General features: G+C 58.7%; 23 protein-coding genes. 11 read left to right on the top strand and 12 right to left on the bottom strand.

Features of this window, described 5'->3' with window-relative positions; all coding sequences use genetic code 11:
• The first annotated feature begins 6 nt into the window (after positions 1 to 6).
• Entirely contained in the window at positions 7 to 1,425 is a 1,419-nt protein-coding gene (locus tag HA46_RS15470; protein ID WP_084885256.1) for a glutamate synthase small subunit, read from the top strand.
• A gap of 51 nt (positions 1,426 to 1,476) precedes the next feature.
• Here HA46_RS15470 and sspB read toward each other — a convergent pair whose 3' ends face one another.
• The 5 genes from sspB to zapE form a co-directional block, all read right to left on the bottom strand.
• Positions 1,477 to 1,962 carry a ClpXP protease specificity-enhancing factor gene (gene sspB / locus HA46_RS15465; protein ID WP_084885253.1) on the bottom strand — a complete coding sequence of 162 codons (486 nt, stop codon included), beginning with the start codon at positions 1,960 to 1,962 and terminating at the stop codon, positions 1,477 to 1,479.
• Positions 1,963 to 1,965: 3 nt separating this feature from the next.
• On the bottom strand, positions 1,966 to 2,607 hold the full coding sequence (gene sspA / locus HA46_RS15460) for a stringent starvation protein SspA (RefSeq protein ID WP_033793297.1): 642 nt from the start codon (positions 2,605 to 2,607) through the stop codon (positions 1,966 to 1,968).
• A 327-nt stretch (positions 2,608 to 2,934) separates the two neighbouring features.
• Positions 2,935 to 3,327 (bottom strand): 30S ribosomal protein S9, encoded by a 393-nt coding sequence (gene rpsI, locus HA46_RS15455; protein WP_031375459.1) that lies wholly within the window; start codon positions 3,325 to 3,327, stop codon positions 2,935 to 2,937.
• A 15-nt stretch (positions 3,328 to 3,342) separates the two neighbouring features.
• Complete coding sequence (rplM, locus tag HA46_RS15450) at positions 3,343 to 3,771, bottom strand: 50S ribosomal protein L13 (RefSeq protein ID WP_033793286.1); 429 nt, start codon at positions 3,769 to 3,771, stop codon at positions 3,343 to 3,345.
• 228 nt (positions 3,772 to 3,999) lie between these two features.
• Positions 4,000 to 5,127, bottom strand: coding sequence for a cell division protein ZapE (gene zapE, locus HA46_RS15445; RefSeq protein WP_033793284.1), 1,128 nt, complete (start codon positions 5,125 to 5,127; stop codon positions 4,000 to 4,002).
• Between the two features lie 176 nt (positions 5,128 to 5,303).
• On the opposite strand from zapE, the gene zapG reads away from it, so the two are divergent.
• The 3 genes from zapG (at position 5,304) to degS (ending at position 8,346) form a co-directional block, all read left to right on the top strand.
• Positions 5,304 to 5,705 carry a Z-ring associated protein ZapG gene (gene zapG / locus HA46_RS15440; protein ID WP_033749631.1) on the top strand — a complete coding sequence of 134 codons (402 nt, stop codon included), beginning with the start codon at positions 5,304 to 5,306 and terminating at the stop codon, positions 5,703 to 5,705.
• Positions 5,706 to 5,815: 110 nt separating this feature from the next.
• Positions 5,816 to 7,186 (top strand): serine endoprotease DegQ, encoded by a 1,371-nt coding sequence (degQ, locus tag HA46_RS15435; RefSeq protein ID WP_033793282.1) that lies wholly within the window; start codon positions 5,816 to 5,818, stop codon positions 7,184 to 7,186.
• 92 nt (positions 7,187 to 7,278) lie between these two features.
• A complete protein-coding gene (gene degS, locus HA46_RS15430; RefSeq protein WP_033793281.1) occupies positions 7,279 to 8,346 on the top strand; it encodes an outer membrane-stress sensor serine endopeptidase DegS in 1,068 nt (355 codons plus the stop codon).
• A 195-nt stretch (positions 8,347 to 8,541) separates the two neighbouring features.
• Here degS and epmA read toward each other — a convergent pair whose 3' ends face one another.
• Positions 8,542 to 9,519, bottom strand: a complete 978-nt coding sequence (gene epmA, locus HA46_RS15425; RefSeq protein WP_033749249.1) for an elongation factor P--(R)-beta-lysine ligase — start codon at positions 9,517 to 9,519, stop codon at positions 8,542 to 8,544.
• 134 nt (positions 9,520 to 9,653) lie between these two features.
• Between epmA and HA46_RS15420 the strand changes: the two genes are divergently transcribed.
• Complete coding sequence (locus HA46_RS15420; RefSeq protein ID WP_033749248.1) at positions 9,654 to 10,178, top strand: lipocalin family protein; 525 nt, start codon at positions 9,654 to 9,656, stop codon at positions 10,176 to 10,178.
• A 33-nt stretch (positions 10,179 to 10,211) separates the two neighbouring features.
• Here HA46_RS15420 and HA46_RS15415 read toward each other — a convergent pair whose 3' ends face one another.
• Together HA46_RS15415 and efp are read right to left on the bottom strand one after the other, a co-directional pair.
• The gene (locus HA46_RS15415) at positions 10,212 to 10,346 is read right to left on the bottom strand and encodes an entericidin A/B family lipoprotein (RefSeq protein ID WP_033749247.1); all 135 of its coding nucleotides are present in this window, start codon (positions 10,344 to 10,346) and stop codon (positions 10,212 to 10,214) included.
• Between the two features lie 221 nt (positions 10,347 to 10,567).
• Positions 10,568 to 11,134 carry an elongation factor P gene (gene efp / locus HA46_RS15410; protein ID WP_084885251.1) on the bottom strand — a complete coding sequence of 189 codons (567 nt, stop codon included), beginning with the start codon at positions 11,132 to 11,134 and terminating at the stop codon, positions 10,568 to 10,570.
• Positions 11,135 to 11,175: 41 nt separating this feature from the next.
• Here efp and epmB point away from each other — a divergent pair, with 41 nt between their 5' ends.
• Positions 11,176 to 12,204 carry an EF-P beta-lysylation protein EpmB gene (gene epmB, locus HA46_RS15405; protein WP_084885249.1) on the top strand — a complete coding sequence of 343 codons (1,029 nt, stop codon included), beginning with the start codon at positions 11,176 to 11,178 and terminating at the stop codon, positions 12,202 to 12,204.
• A gap of 73 nt (positions 12,205 to 12,277) precedes the next feature.
• On the opposite strand, the gene HA46_RS15400 is transcribed toward epmB, so the two are convergent.
• The 4 genes from HA46_RS15400 to HA46_RS15385 all read right to left on the bottom strand — a co-directional run bounded on the left by HA46_RS15400 (position 12,278) and on the right by HA46_RS15385 (position 15,511).
• A complete protein-coding gene (locus HA46_RS15400) occupies positions 12,278 to 12,634 on the bottom strand; it encodes a DUF4156 domain-containing protein (RefSeq protein ID WP_033749244.1) in 357 nt (118 codons plus the stop codon).
• A gap of 195 nt (positions 12,635 to 12,829) precedes the next feature.
• Positions 12,830 to 14,479: a chaperonin GroEL gene (gene groL / locus HA46_RS15395; RefSeq protein WP_033793278.1), complete on the bottom strand. Its 1,650-nt coding sequence runs from the start codon at positions 14,477 to 14,479 to the stop codon at positions 12,830 to 12,832.
• Positions 14,480 to 14,524: 45 nt separating this feature from the next.
• The gene (locus tag HA46_RS15390; protein ID WP_033749242.1) at positions 14,525 to 14,818 is read right to left on the bottom strand and encodes a co-chaperone GroES; all 294 of its coding nucleotides are present in this window, start codon (positions 14,816 to 14,818) and stop codon (positions 14,525 to 14,527) included.
• A gap of 234 nt (positions 14,819 to 15,052) precedes the next feature.
• Positions 15,053 to 15,511 (bottom strand): FxsA family protein, encoded by a 459-nt coding sequence (locus HA46_RS15385; protein ID WP_033749241.1) that lies wholly within the window; start codon positions 15,509 to 15,511, stop codon positions 15,053 to 15,055.
• Positions 15,512 to 15,858: 347 nt separating this feature from the next.
• Here HA46_RS15385 and aspA point away from each other — a divergent pair, with 347 nt between their 5' ends.
• The 5 genes from aspA to dicD all read left to right on the top strand — a co-directional run bounded on the left by aspA (position 15,859) and on the right by dicD (position 21,400).
• Positions 15,859 to 17,295: an aspartate ammonia-lyase gene (gene aspA, locus HA46_RS15380; protein WP_033793295.1), complete on the top strand. Its 1,437-nt coding sequence runs from the start codon at positions 15,859 to 15,861 to the stop codon at positions 17,293 to 17,295.
• A 102-nt stretch (positions 17,296 to 17,397) separates the two neighbouring features.
• Positions 17,398 to 18,699: an anaerobic C4-dicarboxylate transporter gene (locus HA46_RS15375; RefSeq protein ID WP_084885246.1), complete on the top strand. Its 1,302-nt coding sequence runs from the start codon at positions 17,398 to 17,400 to the stop codon at positions 18,697 to 18,699.
• A 75-nt stretch (positions 18,700 to 18,774) separates the two neighbouring features.
• A complete protein-coding gene (cutA, locus tag HA46_RS15370) occupies positions 18,775 to 19,089 on the top strand; it encodes a divalent cation tolerance protein CutA (protein WP_033793276.1) in 315 nt (104 codons plus the stop codon).
• Entirely contained in the window at positions 19,065 to 20,765 is a 1,701-nt protein-coding gene (locus tag HA46_RS15365; protein ID WP_084885244.1) for a protein-disulfide reductase DsbD, read from the top strand. Before cutA ends, HA46_RS15365 begins: the two co-directional genes overlap by 25 nt.
• A gap of 53 nt (positions 20,766 to 20,818) precedes the next feature.
• Entirely contained in the window at positions 20,819 to 21,400 is a 582-nt protein-coding gene (gene dicD, locus HA46_RS15360) for a division control transcriptional repressor DicD (protein WP_084885242.1), read from the top strand.
• Positions 21,401 to 21,489 lie beyond the last annotated feature (89 nt).

The following is a 21,489-nucleotide window of genomic DNA, read 5'->3' as shown; positions in this document are numbered from 1 at the left end:
GTTACGATGAGTCAAAACGTATATCAATTTATCGACCTGCAGCGCGTTGACCCGCCAAAGAAGCCGCTGAAAATTCGTAAAATTGAGTTTGTCGAAATTTATGAGCCCTTTTCTGACAGCCAGGTAAAGGCGCAGGCCGATCGCTGTCTCTCGTGCGGCAACCCTTACTGCGAGTGGAAGTGTCCGGTTCACAACTACATTCCTAACTGGCTGAAGCTGGCGAACGAAGGCCGCATTATCGAAGCGGCGGAGCTGTCGCATCAGACCAACAGCCTGCCGGAAGTGTGCGGACGCGTCTGCCCGCAGGATCGTCTGTGCGAAGGCTCCTGCACTCTGAACGACGAGTTCGGCGCAGTCACCATCGGCAATATCGAGCGCTACATCAACGATAAAGCGATGGAGATGGGCTGGCGGCCGGATATGTCACACGTTAAACCGACCGGCAAGCGCGTGGCGATTATCGGCGCGGGTCCGGCGGGCCTCGCCTGCGCGGACGTACTGACGCGCAACGGCGTCAAAGCGGTGGTTTACGATCGCCATCCGGAAATCGGCGGCCTGCTGACCTTCGGCATTCCGTCGTTCAAGCTGGAAAAAGAGGTAATGATCAAGCGCCGCGAACTCTTTACCGGTATGGGCATTGAGTTCCAGCTGAATACGGAAGTGGGACGCGACGTGCAGATGAGCGACCTGCTGAACGCCTATGACGCGGTCTTCCTGGGCGTCGGCACCTATCAGTCGATGCGCGGCGGGCTGGAGAACGAGGATGCGCCAGGCGTCTATGACGCGCTGCCGTTCCTGATCGCCAATACCAAACACACCATGGGCTTTGCGCAGCAGGACGATCAGCCCTACATAAACATGGAAGGCAAGCGCGTCGTGGTGCTGGGCGGGGGCGATACCGCGATGGACTGCGTACGCACCTCTATCCGTCAGGGCGCGACGCACGTTACCTGCGCCTACCGCCGCGACGAAGCCAACATGCCGGGCTCGAAACGCGAGGTGAAAAACGCGCGTGAAGAGGGCGTGGAGTTTCAGTTCAACGTGCAGCCGCTGGGCGTCGAAATCAACGCCAGCGGTCGCGTCAGCGGCGTCAAAGTGGCGCGCACCGAGATGGGCCAGCCGGATGCGGCAGGACGTCGCCGCGCGGAAATCGTGCCCGGCTCCGAGCATGTGCTGCCCGCAGACGCGGTAGTCATGGCGTTCGGCTTCCGTCCGCACAAAATGGAGTGGCTGGCTGACTTCAGCGTAGAGCTGGACGGTCAGGGACGCATTATCGCGCCGGAACAGGCTGAAAGCGCCTTCCAGACCAGCAACCCGAAAATCTTCGCCGGCGGCGATGCGGTGCGCGGTTCGGATTTGGTGGTGACGGCGATTGCTGAAGGCCGTAAAGCCGCCGAAGGCATCATGGACTATCTGGAAGTGTAAGAGTCGCCCAGCGACAAAAAAGCCGGCTATCGCAGCCGGCTTTTTTATGTGCTATTTCACTACCCGCAGCGACGGGCGATTGCCGCGCGGCGGCGGATCGTCATCCGGCGAAGGATCGTCTTGGTCGGCGTCGTCCGGGCGGTCGCCATCGATCACTGACATCACAGGATCGACCGGCGTCTCTTCGACATCCTGCGCGCCCAGCTCGTAGGCGGGTTCCGGCTCGAACATCGTGCCCGCGCCGTTTTCACGCGCGTAGATCGCCAGAATAGCGGCCATCGGCACGGAGACCTGGCGCGGCACGCCGCCGAAACGCGCGTTAAAGCGCACTTCGTCGTTGCCGAGTTCCAGATTGCCGACCGCGCGCGGCGCAATGTTCAGCACAATCTGTCCATCGCGCGCATATTCCAGCGGCACCTGAACCCCTTCCAGATTGATGTCGACCACCAGATGCGGCGTTAGCTGGTTATCGAGCAGCCAGTCATAGAACGCGCGCAGCAGGTAAGGACGGCGGGCTGAGAGTTGCGACATTTCCATAGGTTAGCCCCGGGCTTGCAGGCGCATTTCACGTTCCGCTTCCGTCAGTGAAGCGAGGAAAGAGTCACGCTCGAATACGCGATTCATATAGCCTTTCAGCTCTTTCGAACCGGCGCCGGCCAGATCGATGCCCATTGACGGCAGACGCCACAGCAGCGGCGCCAGGTAGCAGTCCACCAGGCTAAACTCTTCGCTCATAAAGAACGGCGTGCGGGCGAACAGCGGCGCAATCGCCAGCAGCTCTTCGCGCAGCTGTTTGCGCGCGGCTTCCGCTTCCTGGCCGCTGCTTTTTTCAATGATGTGCATCAGGCTATACCAGTCCTGCTCGACGCGGTGCATCATCAGGCGGCTTTCACCGCGCGCAACCGGATAGACCGGCATCAGCGGCGGATGCGGGAAGCGTTCGTCCAGGTATTCCATGATGATACGGGATTCATACAGCGTCAGTTCGCGATCTACCAGCGTCGGCACAGTGCGATACGGGTTGAGGTCAATCAGATCCTGCGGCAGGTTATCCATTTCGACCTGCTCGATCTCTACACTAACGCCTTTTTCAGCCAGGACGATACGTACCTGATGGCTGAAAATGTCAGTAGGACCGGAAAACAGCGTCATTACCGAACGTTTGTTGGCAGCGACAGCCATGAAAACCTCCAAGTTTGTTCACAAAAAGTTACTGCGAATAGCCAACCACACGGCGACTCACCTGCTCAATCGTTCGCTCACAGCCCGCGTTAGATCTGTCTTTCCGACATCCTGAGGGTCGACCGACATCACACGCCGACTTATGGGCGCAAAGTGACACAGAGTTTACCAGATTTTGGGCAGCTTGTGGGCGAGGATTCGAGATTTGCGGGGAATTTGCGAGCAGCGCGGGGGTTTTACGCGCTTTTTGACGCGACGGGGTAGAAAATAAAAAACCCGCCGAAGCGGGTTTTTTGTGCCAATCGCAGCAGCCGAAGCCGCAAACAATTAACGCTTGGAGAACTGCGGACGACGGCGTGCTTTACGCAGACCGACTTTCTTACGTTCAACCTGACGTGCGTCACGGGTAACGAAGCCCGCTTTACGCAGTTCAGCACGCAGAGATTCGTCGTACTCCATCAGAGCGCGGGTGATGCCGTGACGGATCGCACCTGCCTGACCAGAAATACCACCACCTTTAACGGTGACGTACAGATCGAATTTACCAACCAGGTCCAGCAGCTCCAGCGGCTGACGAACTACCATGCGGGCAGTTTCGCGACCGAAATACTGTTCCAGAGAACGTTGGTTGATAACGATGTTGCCACTGCCCGGCTTAATAAATACGCGAGCGGTGGAGCTTTTGCGGCGACCAGTGCCGTAGTTTTGAGTTTCAGCCATTGCCTGTAATCCCGATTAAATGTCAAGAACTTGCGGTTGCTGTGCCGCATGGGTGTGCTCGTTGCCCGCGTAAACTTTCAGCTTACGGAACATTGCACGGCCCAGCGGGCCCTTCGGCAGCATGCCTTTAACCGCGATTTCAATCACACGCTCAGGACGGCGAGCAATCATCTCTTCAAAGGTCGCCTGTTTGATACCACCGATGTGGCCAGTGTGGTGATAGTAAATCTTGTCAGTACGCTTGTTGCCGGTAACGGCGACTTTGTCAGCGTTCAGAACGATGATGTAATCACCAGTATCAACGTGCGGAGTGTATTCCGCTTTATGCTTACCACGCAGACGGCGCGCCAGTTCAGTCGCCAGGCGACCCAAGGTTTTGCCAGTTGCGTCAACAACATACCAGTCACGCTGTACGGTTTCTGGTTTAGCTGTAAAAGTTTTCATCGAAAAGCTTACCCAAATTAAGTTACACGTTGGTGAAAACCCAAACGCTTAAGTAAACGGTTGAGGCTCACACGACCATTTTGACCAGCAAGCCCACCCCTTCGGATAGAGTTACCGGAGCACAACGGATTCGGGAAATAAATCCAGTTGCTGTAACGTGGGGTCGCAAGATTATAGAGAAGTCGATTGCAAAAATCGAACTCTATTTGATCTTTTTATTGCGCGCGCTCAGGGCAGATGCGGCAGCCGCAGATACTCCTCGCTCTGCATTTCCTGCAGGCGCGACAGGCAGCGCTGATACTCGAATTTCAGCCGCGTGCCCTGGTAGATTTCGAACAGCGACGTTTCCGCCGCGACCACCAGTTTGACGTGGCGCTCGTAGAACTCATCCACCAGCGCGAGAAAGCGGCGCGCCTGATCTTCGGTTTTATAAATCATTACCGGCACGTCGTAGAGCAGCACGCTGTGGAAACGACGCGACAGCTCGATATAGTCATGCTGGCTGCGCCCTTCTCCGCACAGCGTCAGGAAGTCGATCGCCAGCACCCCTTCGCTGACGCCCAGCGTCGCCATCTGCCGGTGGTTGATCTCCAGCACCGGCGCGTCGTCGCGCGCGCTGCCCGCCAGCGCCTTGAACATGCGCTCCATTTCGGCGTGCGTCGCCTCGTTTAGCGGCGAGTTCCACAGATGCGCCGAGGTCAGGGTGCGCAGCCGGTAGTCGATGCCGGCATCGACGTTCATCACGTCGCAGTGCTGTTTAATTTGCTCAATCGCCGGCAGGAAACGCGCGCGCTGCAGGCCGTTGCGATAGAGATCGTCTGGCGGAATGTTCGAGGTCGCCACCAGCGTAATGCCGCGCGCGAACAGCGCCTCCATCAGGGTGCCGAGCAGCATGGCGTCGGTAATGTCGGAGACGAAGAACTCGTCGAAGCAGAGAATGTCCGTTTCGGCTTTAAAGCGGTCGGCGATGATCAGCAATGGATCGCTCTGTCCCTGCAGCTGGGTGAGCTCTTCATGCACGCGCAGCATAAAGCGATGGAAGTGCAGGCGCAGCTTGCGGTTGCCAGGAATAGACTGAAAAAACAAATCCATGACCCAGGTTTTGCCGCGTCCTACGCCGCCCCACATATAGAGGCCGCGCACGGGCGTCTGCGCGTCGGTTTTCTCTTTGCCCATCAGCCGGGACAGGCGGCCGAATAATCCTTTGCCGCTGGCGGGCGGTTCGGGCTGACGCGCGAGCAAGGCCTGCTGAACGGCGTCCAGCCGGGTGATGGCGTCGCGTTGTACATCATCGGGTTTAAAGTCGCCCTGCGACAGCGCCTGCTCATAGCGCGCAAGCGGAGATGAGGTTTGCATTGTTTCTCTCTGAATCCCTGAAAAGGTCTTATTCACAGTTCGGTTGATGAAAAAAAGGCCGCTCTACACTAAGGCATGCCGCCTCAGAGTTCCACATCCATAAGATTAACGGGTATAGTGACTACTATTGAAATGGTGGATGCCCTACAAACAACGGAAATTACATGGGAGTCATTATGACCTGGGAATACGGGTTAATTGGTTTAGTAATTGGCATTATTGTCGGCGCGGTTGCCATGCGTTTCGGTAACAAAAAACTGCGCGAGCAGCGCAGCATGCAGTACGAGCTGGAGAAGTCTAAAGCAGAGCTGGCGGACTACCGCGAAGAGCTGACCAACCACTTCGCGCAGAGCGCTGAGCTGCTGGACAACATGGCGCGCGACTACCGCCAGCTCTATCAGCACATGGCGAAAGGATCGAACGATCTGCTGCCGAACCTGCCGGGCGAGAAAAACCCCTTTGCCTATCAGCTGACTGAAGCGGAAGCGGATAACGATCAGGCGCCGGTCCAGATCCCGCGCGACTACTCCGAAGGCGCTTCCGGCCTGCTGCGTGGCGAACGCGCCGCGCGCGACTAGTCTTATTGGGGCGTAACCCGGTTGCGCCCCGCATTTTTGCGAACCCAGACCCTGAATCAGCTGTCACATACGTTTACTCCCCCACTTTTCGCAGCGAGAGCGTTCTAGCAATGAAAAAACAAGCACGTCTGTTAAGCGCATTAGCCTTGAGTATCGGAATGAGCCTGGCCGCAACGCCTGCGGCGATGGCGACCTTGCCCGCGCAGATCCAGGGCCAGCCGTTACCCAGCCTGGCGCCGATGCTGGAAAAAGTGTTGCCGGCGGTGGTCAGCGTCCATGTTGAAGGCACGGAAACCGCCAGCCAGGCGCAGGATATTCCCGAGCCGTTGAAACGCTTCTTCGGTCAGGGGCCTGGCGGCGATCAGGCGCAGCCGTTCGAGGGCCTGGGCTCCGGCGTGATTATCGACGCCGCTAAGGGCTACGTCCTGACCAATAACCACGTGGTCAACGGCGCGGACAAGATCAGCGTGCAGCTTGGCGACGGCAGCGAATATGACGCGAAGCTGATCGGCCATGACGAACAGACCGACATCGCGCTGATTCAGGTCGAAGGCGCGAAGAACCTGACGCAGGTGAAAATCGCCGACTCCGATCAGCTAAAAGTGGGCGACTTCGCCGTAGCGATCGGCAATCCGTTCGGGCTGGGTCAGACCGCTACCTCCGGCATTATCTCGGCGCTGGGGCGCAGCGGACTTAACCTCGAAGGGCTGGAGAACTTTATCCAGACCGACGCGGCGATTAACCGCGGCAATTCCGGCGGCGCGCTGGTCAATCTCAACGGCGAACTGATCGGCATCAACACCGCCATTCTGGCATCGAGCGGCGGCAATATCGGCATCGGCTTCGCGATCCCGAGCGACATGGCGATGAACCTGGCGCAGCAGCTGATTAAATATGGCGAAGTGAAGCGCGGTCAGCTCGGCATCAAAGGCACCGAGATGACGGCGGATATCGCCAAGGCGTTTAACGTTGATGCGCAGCGCGGCGCGTTCGTCTCCGAAGTGCTGCCGCAGTCTGCGGCGCAGAAAGCGGGCATCAAGTCAGGCGATATTATCACCTCGATTAACGACAAGCCGATCACCAGCTTTGCCGAACTGCGCGTGAAAGTGGGCACTACCGCGCCGGGCGAAAAAGTGAAGCTCGGCCTGTTGCGCGAGGGCAAGCCGCTTTCGGTAGAGGTAACGCTGGAGCAAAGCGCGCAGACGACGGCCAGCGCGCAGCTGATGTCTCCGGCGCTGCAGGGCGCGATGCTGAGCGACGGCGCGACCAAAACCGGCGACAAGGGCGTGAAGATCGACAGCATTGAAAAAGGCACCCCGGCTGAGCAGGTCGGCCTGCAAAAAGATGACGTGATTGTCGGCGTTAACCGCACGCGCGTCTCCAGCCTTGCCGAAATGCGCAAAGTGCTGGAAGGCAAACCGCCAGTGCTGGCGCTGAACGTGGTGCGCGGCGACGAGTCTATTTACCTCCTGCTGCGTTAATCCCGGCTACGGGCGAACAACACAAGCGCGTGTTTGTTCGCCTTTCTCATGCTATTCTGCCCTGCGATCTCCCCCTGGCGTAAGTTAACACCATGTTTCCTAAACTTTTGCGTTCAGTGGTGTTGGGCCTGATTGTCGCGGGCATTTTGCTTGCGGCCTTGCCCGCACTGCGTATGGGCGGCACCAGCGCCCTTCTCAACCGTGACGACAGCGAAGACCAGACGCCTTTCAGCTTTAACGCCGGCGTCCGTCGCGCCGTGCCTGCGGTGGTCAACGTCTACAACCGCAGCGCCCACGGCGGCAATAACAATCGCGGCATCACCACGCTCGGTTCCGGCGTGATCATGAACGCCAAAGGCTACATCCTGACCAACAAGCACGTGATCAATAACGCCGATCAGATTATCGTCGCGCTGCAGGACGGCCGCTTCTTTGAGGCCAATCTGGTAGGCTCCGACGCTATGACCGATCTGGCGGTGTTGAAAATTACCGCTTCCAGCCTGCCGGTGATCCCGATTAACCCGCACCGCGTACCGCATATCGGCGACGTGGTGATGGCGATCGGCAACCCTTATAACCTCGGGCAAACCGTGACGCAGGGCATTATCAGCGCCACGGGCCGCGTCGGCCTGAGCTCATCCGGACGCCAGAACTTCCTGCAAACCGACGCCTCTATCAACCAGGGCAACTCCGGCGGCGCGCTGATTAACTCGCTGGGCGAGCTGATGGGCATCAATACCCTGACCTTTGATAAAAGCAACGACGGCGAGACGCCGGAGGGCATCGGCTTCGCTATCCCTACCGCGCTGGCAAGCAAGATTATGGATAAGCTGATCCGCGACGGCCGCGTTATCCGCGGCTATATCGGCATCACCGGACGCGAGCTGCCGGCGCTGCACAATCAGGGCAGCGGCATCGATCACGTGCAGGGCATTATCGTCAGCGTGGTGACGCCGGACGGTCCGGCAGAGAAAGCGGGCGTGCAGGTCAACGACGTGCTGCTGAGCGTGAACGGCAAGCCGGCTATCTCCGCCCAGGAGACGATGGATCAGGTTGCGGAGATCCGCCCTGGCTCAGTGATTAAAGTGGAAGTGCTGCGCAACGATCAGAAGCTGACGCTGCCGGTGACCATTCAGGAGTTTCCCGACAGCGGGAACTGATTTTGAGGACGGCGGAGCCGTCCTGAGTTGGCGAGCGGTGCTCTCGCGGGTGGCATGGCCCGATCGCAAAGACGCAAAAGACGGCATCCCTGCCAGCTCGGCCCGCGACCTCCCTGTCGCGGGACGCTTTGCTCTTCGGTCCATACCACCCGCTCTTTAGCTCTGGCGACCGTTTGCCTGGAGCAAAACCGATGTTTAGCTGCGATCCACCGGAAACGCGATAACCTCGCTCAGCGAATCCGCCTTCAGCGCCAGCATAATCAAACGATCCACGCCCAGCGCCACGCCGGAACAGGCGGGCATGCCGTGCGCCAGCGCATCCAGCAGATAGGTATCGACCGGATGCTGCGGCAACCCGCGCGCCGCGCGCCGCCGGTTATCCTGCTCGAAGCGCTGACGCTGCTCGCGGCTGTCGGTCAGCTCGCGGAAGCCGTTGGCCAGCTCTACGCCTTTGTAGTAGACCTCGAAGCGCTCCGCGACGCGGTGATCTTCCGTGCTAATTTCGGCCAGTGCCGCCTGGCTGGCAGGGAAATGGTAAACGAAGGTCGGCTTATCGATGCCGATCTTCGGTTCCACGCCCAGCATAAACAGCAGCATCAGCAGGGTATCGCGATCCTCTTCGCGATTCGCCAGTTCGCCCTCGCCTAGCTTCTCCGCCGCTTCGCGCAGCTGCGCTTTATCCGCTGACAGCGGGTCGAGATCGAGATGGCGAATAAACGCCTGCTGGTAGGATAGCGATTCCGCACTGTCGCACTCCAGCACCTGCTGCAGCAGATCGTCTACCTCGTTCATCAGGCGATACATATCGTAGTGCGGGCGATACCACTCCAGCATGGTGAATTCAGGATTATGGTGGCGCCCCGCCTCTTCGTTGCGAAAACAGCGGCTCATCTGATAGATAGGTCCACTGCCCGCCGCCAGCAGGCGCTTCATATGGTATTCCGGGCTGGTCATCAGCCAGAGATCGCGTCCCTGCGTTGCGCCGGGACCGACAAAGCGCGTCTGAAAAGGCACCAGATGGATATCGGTGACGGTCGCCTGGCTCATCGCCGGCGTATCGACCTCAAGCACGCCGCGATCGGCAAAGAAACGTCGAATTTCCGCGAGGATAGCGGCACGTTTCAACAAATTGGCAATGGGTGCGCTCGGCTGCCAGCTTGCCGTTTCGCTCATGGTGATGACTCCTTATACAAATAAGGGGTGGAAGTCTACCTGCATTGCCTCCGGCAGACAATCAGCCGTCCTAAGCCAGAGAAAAATCGCAGCGGCAACTATACTGAATCTGTTCAATCAAAAAGGAATCGCTTATGTCCCCATGGAAAACGTTCATCGCAGGCCTGGGCTCAATGCTTTCAGTAGCCTGCTCTACCACGCCGCCGAAAAACGTTACCGTCGTCGAAGGGTTCGACAGCCAGCGCTATCTCGGCACCTGGTATGAAATCGCGCGCCTCGATCACCGCTTCGAGCGCGGCCTGGAACAGGTCACGGCGACCTATAGCCCGCGCGACGATGGCGGCCTCAAGGTCATCAACCGCGGCTACAAGCCGCAGAAGCAGAAATGGCAGGAAAGCGTAGGCAAGGCGTACTTCACCGGCGACCCGCAGCGCGCCGCGCTAAAAGTCTCTTTCTTCGGTCCCTTTTACGGCGGCTACAACGTTATCGCGCTGGACAAGGATTACCGCTACGCGCTGGTATGCGGTCCGAATCGTCACTATCTGTGGATATTATCGCGCACGCCGCAGCTGGATGAAGGCGTGAAGCAGAAGCTGGTGGAACAGGCGCGGCAGGCCGGTTTCCCGGTCGAGGATCTGATTTGGGTTAAGCAGAAATAACCGGTACGACGGAATCGTACCGGCTTGAAGAGTTTACTGCGCAGTACGCTGAATAGCCTGGCCGCCCGCTTCTACGTCTTCGCCGACACCACGCGTGGTGTTACAGGCGGACAGCAGAGAAGAGAGCACCAGCACTGAGAAAATCGCAACAATACTTTTCTTTAACATGGCAATATCCTTTTTGTGGTTGCAGTCAAGTACAGCGCTTTAAGCATAGACCGCTTATGGCCAAACGTACTGAAAGGCACAGAAAAAAGGTTATCGAGCGGGACTATTTTGCCGCGCGTGGAACGGCGCCGCCAGGGTGGGAAGCCTCTTCGCCGCAGCCGTGAAAAGTATTGCAGGCGCGAGAAGATGAAAAAGGCGCATCCCTGGATGCGCCTTCGCACTTATTTTACGCGTGAAACGTATTCGCCGGAGCGGGTATCGACTTTAACCACTTCGCCGATCTGAACGAACAGCGGCACTTTAACCACGGCGCCGGTCGCCAGTTTAGCAGGCTTGCCGCCGGTGCCAGCGGTATCGCCTTTCAGGCCCGGATCGGTTTCAATCACTTCCGCTTCGATAAAGTTCGGCGCCTGAACGGCGATGGCTTTGTTGTTCCACAGAGTAACGATACACTCTGCGCTGTCCTGCAGCCATTTCTGCACGTCTTCCAGCACTTTCGACTCAACCTGATACTGCTCGAAGGTTTCCGGGTGCATAAAGTAGAAGAAGTCGCCGTCGTTATAGGAGTACTGCAGCGTCATATCGATAACGTCTGCGCCTTCAGCTGAGTCGGTAGACTTGAAGGTTTTCTCAACGCGCGTACCGGTCAGCAGACGACGCATTTTTACGCGTGCGAATGCCTGGCCTTTACCTGGCTTAACGAATTCACTGGATTCGATGGCGTAAGGCTCGCCTTCGAACATGATTTTAAGACCGGAACGAAAATCGTTGCTAAGATAAGTCGCCATAAAGGCCCTCTGTAAATATTGAACTGGTAATAGCCAAAAAAATGGCACACATTGTAACCCTAAAACCCCCTTCCAGAGAAGATTGGTTGCAGCAACTTGCTGATGTTGTCACCGAACCTGATGAATTACTGCGACTTTTAGGCCTTGAAAACCATGCGGAACTGGCCGCTGGCCGTGACGCCCGTCAGCTTTTCGCGCTGCGCGTGCCGCGCGCCTTTATCGCGCGCATGAAGCCGGGCGATGCGCAGGATCCCCTTCTGCTGCAGGTGCTTACCCAGCGCGAGGAGTTTATCCAGGCGCCGGGCTACAGCGCCGATCCGCTTGACGAGCAGAGCAGCGTGGTGCCGGGCTTATTGCATAAGTACAGAAACCGCGCGCTGCTGCTGGTCAAAGGCGGCTGCGCGGTCAACTGCCGCTACTGCTTCCGCCGTCATTTTCCCTATCAGGATAACCCCGGCAACAAGCGCAGCTGGCAAACGGCTATCGACTATATCGCCGCCCATCCCGAACTGGACGAAATCATCTTCTCCGGCGGCGATCCGCTGATGGCGAAAGATCATGAACTGACGTGGCTAATTGACGCGCTGGCGCAGATTCCCCATCTGAAACGACTGCGTATCCACAGCCGTCTGCCAGTGGTTATTCCGGCGCGCATTACAGATGGACTGTGCCAGATGCTGGCGGAAACGCGCCTGCAGGTATTGATGGTGACCCATATCAACCATGCGCAGGAGATCGACGCCTCGCTGGCGGCCGCGATGCAGCAGCTGAAGCGCGCCGGGGTTACCTTGCTTAACCAGAGCGTGCTGCTGCGCGGCGTCAATAACGACGCCCAGGCGCTCGCCGATCTCAGCAACGCACTGTTCGACGCGGGCATTCTTCCTTACTACCTGCACGTTCTGGATAAGGTGCAGGGCGCAGCGCACTTTTACGTCTCCGATGAAGAGGCCCGCGCGCTGGTGCGCACGCTGCTGACGCAGGTGTCCGGCTATATGGTGCCGAAGCTGGCGCGAGAGATTGGCGGCGAGCCGAGCAAAACGCCGCTCGACCTGCAGCTGCGTCAGGAGTAGCGTGCCAACCTCCCGCCCACAAAAATTAACGGCCGGTAAAAACCGGCCGTTATCAACAGAATGGCAAAGACGATCAGGCTTTCGCCGGGCATTTATAGACCTGCCCGTTCATTTTGCTGTCCAGAGGCGCGAAAGCGGACCACAGGTTTTGCGTCGGGCTGGTCGCGCCGTAAATCACATTGCCGCCCATTTCCGCCGCGCGGTTGCGCAGATCGTTGGCCGCGCCGCGCAGCGAGCTGCCCTCGCCGCCCGAACCGCTCAGCCAGTTACTCTGTGAACCCGTGACGTTACCCAGAAGCTGACAGTCGCTGCCCGGTTGTTGATCGGTGAAGGTGACACGTTCGCCGCCAGCGCTCAGCTGATGAGAGCTGCTGCATCCCGCCAGCAACAAGGTACCGACCGCCAGTCCGAGCAAGAGGTTAATCCGCATTGTAATCCCCATTTATTATCATCAGTATCGGGCGGCAGCGTAGCAGAAAAGTATCTCTTTTTTCTGAACATTCATTGCCCTGAACCCGCAAAGCCGAAGTATTGCGCCCTTACTTATACCCTTTTCATCTGCAAAAGAAAAACCCCCGACCGTTTCCGATCGGGGGTTTTTCAGATAGCAAAAGCGTCAGGGCAATTACATCATGCCGCCCATTCCGCCCATGCCGCCCATGCCGCCAGCGCCAGCACCTAAATCAGGCGCGTCGCCTTTCGGCAGGTCGGTCACCATGCACTCGGTGGTGATCATCAGACCCGCAACAGAGGCCGCGTACTGCAGCGCAGAACGGGTCACTTTGGTTGGGTCCAGGATACCGAAGTCGATCATGTTGCCGTATTCTTCAGTCTGCGCGTTGTAACCGTAGTTGCCGTCGCCCGCTTTCACGTTGTTAGCGACAACAGACGGCTCTTCGCCGGCGTTAGAAACGATCTGACGCAGCGGCGCTTCCATTGCGCGCAGCGCAACTTTGATACCGACGTTCTGGTCTTCGTTCTGACCACGCAGATTAGCCAGCTGTGCTGCAACGCGAACCAGCGCTACGCCGCCGCCAGCTACCACGCCTTCTTCTACCGCAGCACGGGTTGCGTGCAGGGCATCTTCAACGCGGGCTTTCTTCTCTTTCATTTCAACTTCAGTTGCTGCGCCCACTTTCAGAACGGCCACGCCGCCTGCCAGTTTCGCTACGCGCTCCTGCAGTTTTTCTTTGTCGTAGTCAGAGGTCGCTTCTTCGATCTGCTGACGAATCTGGGTTACGCGGCCCTGAATCGTCGCCTCTTCACCCACACCGTCGATGATGGTGGTGGTGTCTTTGTTGATCACAACGCGTTTTGCCTGGCCCAGATCTTCCAGCGCCGCTTTTTCCAGCTCCATACCGATCTCTTCAGAGATAACGGTACCGCCAGTCAGGATAGCGATATCCTGCAGCATGGCTTTACGACGGTCGCCGAAGCCCGGCGCTTTCACCGCAGCGACTTTCACGATGCCGCGCATGGTGTTGACCACCAGCGTTGCCAGCGCTTCGCCTTCAACGTCTTCAGCGACGATCAGCAGCGGTTTGCCCGCTTTAGCAACGGCTTCCAGCACCGGCAGCATTTCGCGGATGTTGGAGATTTTCTTGTCAGCCAGCAGGATGAACGGCGATTCCAGCTCAACCGCGCCGGTTTCCGGCTTGTTGATGAAGTACGGAGAGAGGTAGCCGCGGTCAAACTGCATACCTTCAACCACGTCCAGCTCGTCCTGCAGACCGGTGCCTTCTTCAACGGTGATCACGCCTTCTTTACCCACTTTTTCCATCGCCTGGGCGATCAGGGTGCCGACGCTCTCATCGGAGTTAGCGGAAATGGTGCCGACCTGCGCGATAGCTTTAGAGTCTGAGCAAGGAACGGACAGCGCTTTCAGCTGTTCAACCGCCGCGATAACGGCCTGGTCGATACCGCGCTTCAGATCCATCGGGTTCATGCCCGCAGCCACAGCTTTCAGGCCTTCGGTGATGATTGACTGAGCCAGTACGGTTGCAGTGGTGGTGCCGTCGCCTGCTGCGTCGTTCGCTTTAGAGGCAACTTCTTTCACCATCTGCGCGCCCATGTTTTCGAACTTGTCTTCCAGTTCGATCTCACGCGCTACGGACACGCCATCTTTAGTGATGGTCGGTGCACCAAAAGATTTATCCAGAACCACGTTACGGCCTTTCGGGCCCAGGGTAACTTTTACTGCATCTGCCAGTACGTTCACGCCGCGCAGCATTTTTACGCGAGCGTCATTACCGAATTTTACGTCTTTAGCTGCCATTTCAATTGTCCCTTAAATTCGTTTCGTTCAGTGAGTTCCGCGTAATTACGCTTCAACAATCGCCAGAATGTCGCTTTCAGAGATGATCAGCACTTCTTCGTTGTCGATCTTTTCGGTTTTCGCGCCGTAGCCTTCGCTAAAGATCACCAGATCGCCAACTTTAACGTCCAGCGGCTTCACTTCGCCATTTTCCAGGATGCGACCATTGCCCACGGCCAGAACTTCGCCACGGGTTGATTTGCCTGCTGCAGAGCCGGTCAGAACGATGCCGCCAGCAGATTTAGCTTCAACTTCTTTACGCTTGACGATAACGCGATCGTGCAACGGACGAATTTTCATTAGATAGCTCTCCTTTGAGAAGTCCAATCATTCAGTTTTTGGGTTGAACGCCGGGCTGCAGGGCTTCCGGCCTCGTGGTGCAAGAGATAGGGTCGGTCAAAATGGCTTTCAAGGGGCAGCAGGACAATTTTTTTACCTGCCTATGACAACTGCCCATTTTTTGCGCGAAAGGCCGCTTTTGCCTCGGCCATAAAAAAGCGCGACGCTCAGGTCACGCTTCTCTTCTGCCCGCGCTTAGCGATCGTGGCGGTCGTCATGGCCGATGCGATCGCTATCCTTGCGTTCATACTCCCCATCCACGGTAAATCCGCTGTCCGGGCCGGCGCCTGGCCCGCGCCAGACGCGCAGGTGCGGCATCAGCTTCAGGGTCAGATGTTTTTGCACCGGCGGCAGCAACAGCAGCAGGCCGAGGAAGTCGGTAAAGAAGCCAGGCAGCAGCAGCAGAAAGCCCGCGATGATCAGCGATACGCTTTTAATCATCTCTTCGGCCGGGCTCTCGTTGCGCGCCAGCTTCTCCTGCATCAGCATAAAGTTTTTCATGCCCTGGTTTTTCACCAGCGACACGCCGATCGCCGAGGTGAAGATCACCAGCAGCATGGTCAGCAATACGCCCAGCGCGTGAGCCACCTGAATAAACAGGGTGATCTCAATCCAGGCGAGCGCAAAAATAATGATTAACGGTAACCAGCGCACCGTATTCTCCTTTTAGTCGGGCTGCTCTGCGTCAGGCAGGCAGCGGTAAACGCCGTTTTAGACGGCCTGGCTATGAGATGGGCCTGCCGTAACGCTAATTCAACCGCTGTTTTCAAATATTTACAGTAGGGTTAAATTTGTGCGCAATCTCACATATCGTGGTTATTACAGCGATAATTGATGCATGGATACGTCTCCAGGCTCGCGCTTTAGCCCGGCGGCAGCATATGATCGTGCGCGCCGGTGACGAGGCGGATACACTGTCGGCTCCGGCTTTCCACGACAAATCAACACATCACCTGTGATGGATGGCGCCAGCGCAAGCGGCCAATAACAAGAAGGTTATCATGGCGAACAACATTCGTATCGAAGAAGACCTGCTAGGCATGCGTGAAGTCCCCGCCGATGCCTACTACGGCGTTCATACTCTGCGTGCGATTGAAAATTTCCGTATCAGCAACAGTAAAATCAGCGACATCCCCGAATTCGTCCGCGGCATGGTGATGGTGAAAAAAGCCGCCGCGCTCGCCAACAAAGAGCTGCAAACCATTCCGCGCAATATCGCCAACACTATTATTCAGGCCTGCGACGAGGTGCTGAACAACGGCAAATGCATGGATCAGTTTCCGGTCGACGTCTATCAGGGCGGCGCAGGCACCTCGGTCAACATGAACACCAACGAAGTGCTGGCCAATATCGGGCTGGAGCTGATGGGCCATCAGAAAGGCGAATACCAGTTCCTCAACCCGAACGATCACGTCAATAAATGCCAGTCTACCAACGACGCCTATCCCACCGGCTTCCGCATCGCGGTCTACAGCTCGATTCTGAAGCTGCTGGACGCGATCAAAGAGCTGGGCGAAGGCTTTGAGCGCAAGGCGGCGGAGTTTGAGACCATTCTCAAGATGGGGCGCACCCAGCTGCAGGACGCGGTGCCGATGACGCTCGGCCAGGAGTTCCACGCTTTCCACGTGCTGCTGAACGAAGAGACGCGCAGCATTCTGCGCACCGCCGAGCTGCTGCTGGAGGTGAACCTGGGCGCCACGGCGATCGGCACGCGCCTCAACACGCCGGACGGCTATCAGCAGCTGGCGGTTCAGCGTCTCGCCGAGGTGAGCAATCTGCCGGTGGTGCCGGCGGAAGATCTGATCGAAGCGACCTCTGACTGCGGCGCCTACGTGATGGTGCACTCGTCGCTGAAGCGACTGGCAGTGAAGCTGTCGAAGATCTGCAACGACCTCCGCCTGCTCTCTTCCGGCCCGCGCGCGGGCCTAAACGAGATCAACCTGCCGGAACTGCAGGCGGGCTCCTCGATTATGCCCGCCAAGGTCAACCCGGTGGTGCCGGAAGTGGTGAACCAGGTTTGCTTCAAGGTGATCGGCAACGACACCACCTTAACCATGGCGGCGGAGGCGGGTCAGCTGCAGCTCAACGTGATGGAGCCGGTGATCGGCCAGGCGCTGTTCGAGTCGATCAGCATCCTGACCAACGCCTGCTACAACCTGCTGGAAAAATGCGTTAACGGCATCACCGCCAACAAAGCGGTGTGCGAAGCCTACGTGTTCAACTCTATCGGCATCGTGACCTACCTCAACCCGTACATTGGCCATCACAATGGCGATATCGTCGGCAAAATTTGCGCGGAGACCGGTAAAAGCGTGCGTGAAGTAGTGCTGGAGCGCGGCCTGCTGACCGAAAGCGAGCTGGACGATATCTTCTCGGTGCAGAACCTGATGTACCCGGTCTACAAGGCGCGTCGCTACACTGACGAAAACGAACAGTAGGTCAATTTTCACAATGATAAAAAAGGCGCGCCGCGATCAACACGGCGCGCCTTTTTATTTGGTACATAACCGGCTCTTTTTCTCACTCTCATGAGGTGACGAATGATCGTCGTTGAATTAGCGATCGTCCTGCTGGCGATCTGGTTGGGCGCGCGTCTGGGCGGTATCGGTATCGGATTCGCGGGCGGGCTGGGCGTGCTGGCGCTGACGCTGATCTGCGGGCTGAAGCCCGGCGCCATCCCCTTTGACGTGATTGAAATTATTATGGCGGTGATCGCCGCCATCGCTGCGATGCAGGTCGCGGGCGGCATGGATTATCTGGTCAGCCTGGCGGAACGGCTACTGCGCCGCCATCCGCGCTACGTCACGCTGCTGGCGCCGCTGGTAACCTATATGATGACGCTGCTGGCGGGCACCGGCCATACCGCCTTCTCGACGCTACCGGTGATTGCCGAAGTGGCGAAAGAGCAAGGCGTGCGCCCGTCGCGCCCGCTCTCTATCGCCGTGGTCGCCTCGCAAATTGCCATTACCGCCTCGCCGCTCTCCGCCGCAGTGGTTTTCTTCGCTTCGCTGCTGGAGCCGCGCGGCGTCGGCTATATCGCCCTGCTGGCGATCGCCATTCCTTCGACGATGATCGGCCTGTTTCTCGCCGCGCTGGTCACCAACTTCCTCGGCAAGGAACTGCATGAAGACGAGGTCTATCAGGCGCGCCTCGCCAAAGGCGAAGTGAAGCTACGCGGAGCAAGCCGCTATGAAGAGAAGCCCGGCGCCAGGCGGTCGGTGCTGCTGTTTCTGATCGGCATCGCCGCCGTGGTGCTCTACGCCACCGCAATCAGCGACGGCGTAGGCCTGATTGCCGACCCGCCGCTGCCGCGCAACGAAGCGATTGTGGTGTTTATGCTGACCATCGCCACGCTCATCTCGCTGAGCTGCAAAATCGACACCAGCGCCATCCTCAGCGCCAGCACCTTCAAGTCTGGCATGAGCGCCTGCGTCTGCGTGATGGGCGTCGCCTGGCTCGGCGATACCTTCGTCAAAGCGCATATCGGCGAGATCCAGCAGCTGGCGGGCGACTTGCTGCAGCAGGCGCCCTGGCTGCTGGCGGTAGCGCTCTTTTTCGCCTCGATGCTGCTCTATTCGCAGGCGGCCACCGCCAAGGCGCTAATGCCCGCCGCGCTGCTGCTGGGCGTGTCGCCGCATACCGCCATCGCCTCCTTCGCCGCCGTTTCCGCGCTGTTCGTGCTGCCGACCTATCCGACGCTGCTGGCGGCGGTGGAAATGGACGACACCGGCTCGACGCGCATCGGCAAATATGTCTTTAACCACGCCTTTATCGTGCCGGGCGTGCTGGCGATCGCGCTGTCGGTGCTGTTCGGCTTTTTGATCGGCGGCCTGGTGCTGTAGGGCTGTTACAACCGGTAAAGCCTGAGGCGCGGCGAGCGTGCTATCATCGTCGCTTTCCGCAACAGGAGCCACAGGATGAACGCCGTTGTGATTCTTTGTACCGCGCCGGATGAAGCCTGCGCGCAGAGGCTGGCCGCCCTGGCGCTGGAGGCGAAGCTCGCCGCCTGCGTCACGCTGCTGCCCGGCGCCACGTCGCTTTACGTCTGGCAGGGCAAGCTGGAGCAGGCCAGCGAAGTTCAGCTGCTGTTAAAAAGCAGTACGACGCACCAGCAGGCGCTAATGGATCTGTTGAAGCGCGAACACCCTTTTGAGGTGCCCGAACTGCTGGCGCTACCGGTTCAACATGGAGACAGTGAATACTTGTCATGGCTGCACGCATCTCTTGCCTGATCGCCTTCGCGCTGGCGCTGTTTATCACGCTGCCGACGCAGGCGTCGATTTTCTCCCCTCACGCCACCAGCCGCTTTGTCCCCGTGGACCAGGCGTTTGCTTTCGATTTCAGCCAGCAGGGCCGGCAGCTGACGCTCAGCTGGAAGGTCAAAGAGGGCTACTACCTTTACCGCCAGCAGATTCATGTCAGCGCGCAGCAGGCGCAAATGGCGCCGGTGGCGCTGCCGCCAGGGCAGCCGCATGAGGATGAGTTCTACGGCAAAAGCGAAATCTATTCGCAGGATCTTCAGGTGCCGGTGCAGCTGCGCCAGGCCGCCAGCGGCGCCAGCCTCATCGTGACCTGGCAGGGCTGCGCGGCGGCGGGCTTCTGCTATCCGCCCGAGACGCGCACCATTCCGCTAACGCCGGTGGCCGCTGGCGCGACGTCGCCAGCGGCCAGCGTTCAGCCCGCGCCAGCCGCGCCGCTGCCCTTCTCGCCGCTCTGGGCGCTGCTGATCGGCATCGGCGTCGCCTTTACGCCCTGCGTGCTGCCGATGTATCCGCTGATTGCCGGGATTATCCTCGGCGGCCAGCGCAGCGGCGCTTTGCTGCGGCTGTTTAGCCTCGCCTTGATCTACGTGCTGGGCATGGCGCTCACCTATACGCTGCTGGGCGTCGTGGTCGCGGCGGCAGGCCTGCGCTTTCAGGCGGCGCTGCAGCATCCTTATGTGCTGATCGGCCTGTCGCTGATCTTCACTCTGCTGGCGCTGTCGATGTTCGGCCTGTTCCAGCTGCAGCTTCCCGCCAGCGTCCAGACGCGCCTGACGTTATGGAGCAACCGCCAGCAGGGCGGATCGCTACCCGGCGTTTTCCTGATGGGCGCGCTGGCGGGGTTAATCTGCTCGCCCTGCACCACCGCACCGCTCAGCGCCATTCTGCTCTACATCGCCCAGAGCGGTAATCTCTGGGCTGGCGCGGGCACGCTGTGGCTCTACGCCATGGGCATGGGCCTGCCGCTGATTGTGGTGACGATGTTCGGCAACCGCCTGCTGCCGAAAAGCGGGCCGTGGATGCAGACGGTCAAGCAGGGTTTCGGCTTCGTTATTCTTGCGCTGCCGGTGTTTTTGCTGGAGCGCGTGCTGGGCGATCTGTGGGGAATGCGGCTCTGGAGCGCGCTGGGCGTCGCCTGTTTCGCCTGGGCCTTTTGCAGCAGCCTGCGCGGTCAGGGCGGCAAATGGCGACTCATACAGATAGCGATGCTGGCGGCGGCGCTTATTAGCGCACGTCCCTTGCAGGAATGGGTCTGGGGCGCGCCCGCCACGGCGCAGACGGCGGCGCAGCTTCCCTTCCAGCGTATCGCCTCCGCGCCGCAGCTGGACGAGGCGCTGCGGCAGGCCAACGACCGCGTCACCATGGTCGATCTTTATGCCGACTGGTGCGTAGCCTGCAAAGAGTTTGAAAAATATACCTTTAGCGATCCGGGCGTGCGTGAGGCGCTAAGCCGTTACCAGCTATTGCAGGCTAACGTCACCGCGAATAACGCCTCGGATAACGCCCTGTTGCGGCATCTTCAGGTGCTCGGCCTGCCCACCATTCTGTTTTTCGATGCGCAGGGCCGCGAGATCCCCGGTTCGCGCGTGACGGGTTTCCTTAATGCAGAGGATTTTCTCGCGCATTTGCAGAATCGGGCGCGTTGAACGACACTGGAATCCCCCGCCTCAGGCGGACTCGTACAGAGAGGAGACGTCATTTGCAGCGTGAACAGGTACTCGAGCATGCGTTGAATGTGCTCGAAAAAAATGGACTGGCGGCGACGACGTCATTACTACCGCAGCTGGCTGCCAGCAGCGACATGACGCTGGCGCAGCTGGAGGCGCTCTGGCCCGACAGCGACGCCATGCTTTACGATGCGCTGCGCTATCACGGGCAGCAGATCGACAGCTGGCGGCGTCAGGTGTTGCTCAGCGAGCAGCTCGACGGCGAGCAGAAGCTGCTGGCGCGCTATCATGTGCTGAGCGAACAGGTGCAGAAAGGCCGCTTCCCCGGCTGCCTGTTCATCGCCGCCTGCAGCTTTTATCCGCAGCCGGATCAGCCGGTGCATCAGATTGCCGAACAGCAAAAACAGGCTTCCTGGCACTTCACGCACAGCATTCTGGTTGAGCTGGGGCTGGATAATCCGACGATGGTGGCGGACCAGCTTGAGTTGATTCTTGAAGGCTGTCTCAGCAAGCTGCTGGTGAAGCGTAATGTGCAGGACGTGGCGACCGCCAAACGTCTGGCGGAAGATGTGTTGCGCATCGCGCTGTGCCGCGCTAACGGCGCGCTGGCCTAGGGTTTTGCCGCTTTTGCCTGAAAATCAGGCAATCAGTCACGTTTTCCCGCTTTTTTACCGGAAAGGCGTTGACGCGAAGCGGCCATTAC

Origin of the sequence: Pantoea septica (assembly GCF_002095575.1) — a bacterium.
Taxonomy (GTDB): Bacteria; Pseudomonadota; Gammaproteobacteria; order Enterobacterales; family Enterobacteriaceae; genus Pantoea; species Pantoea septica.
The sequence above is the reverse complement of the archived record's forward strand: the minus strand, read 5'-3'. Positions and strand labels throughout refer to the sequence as shown.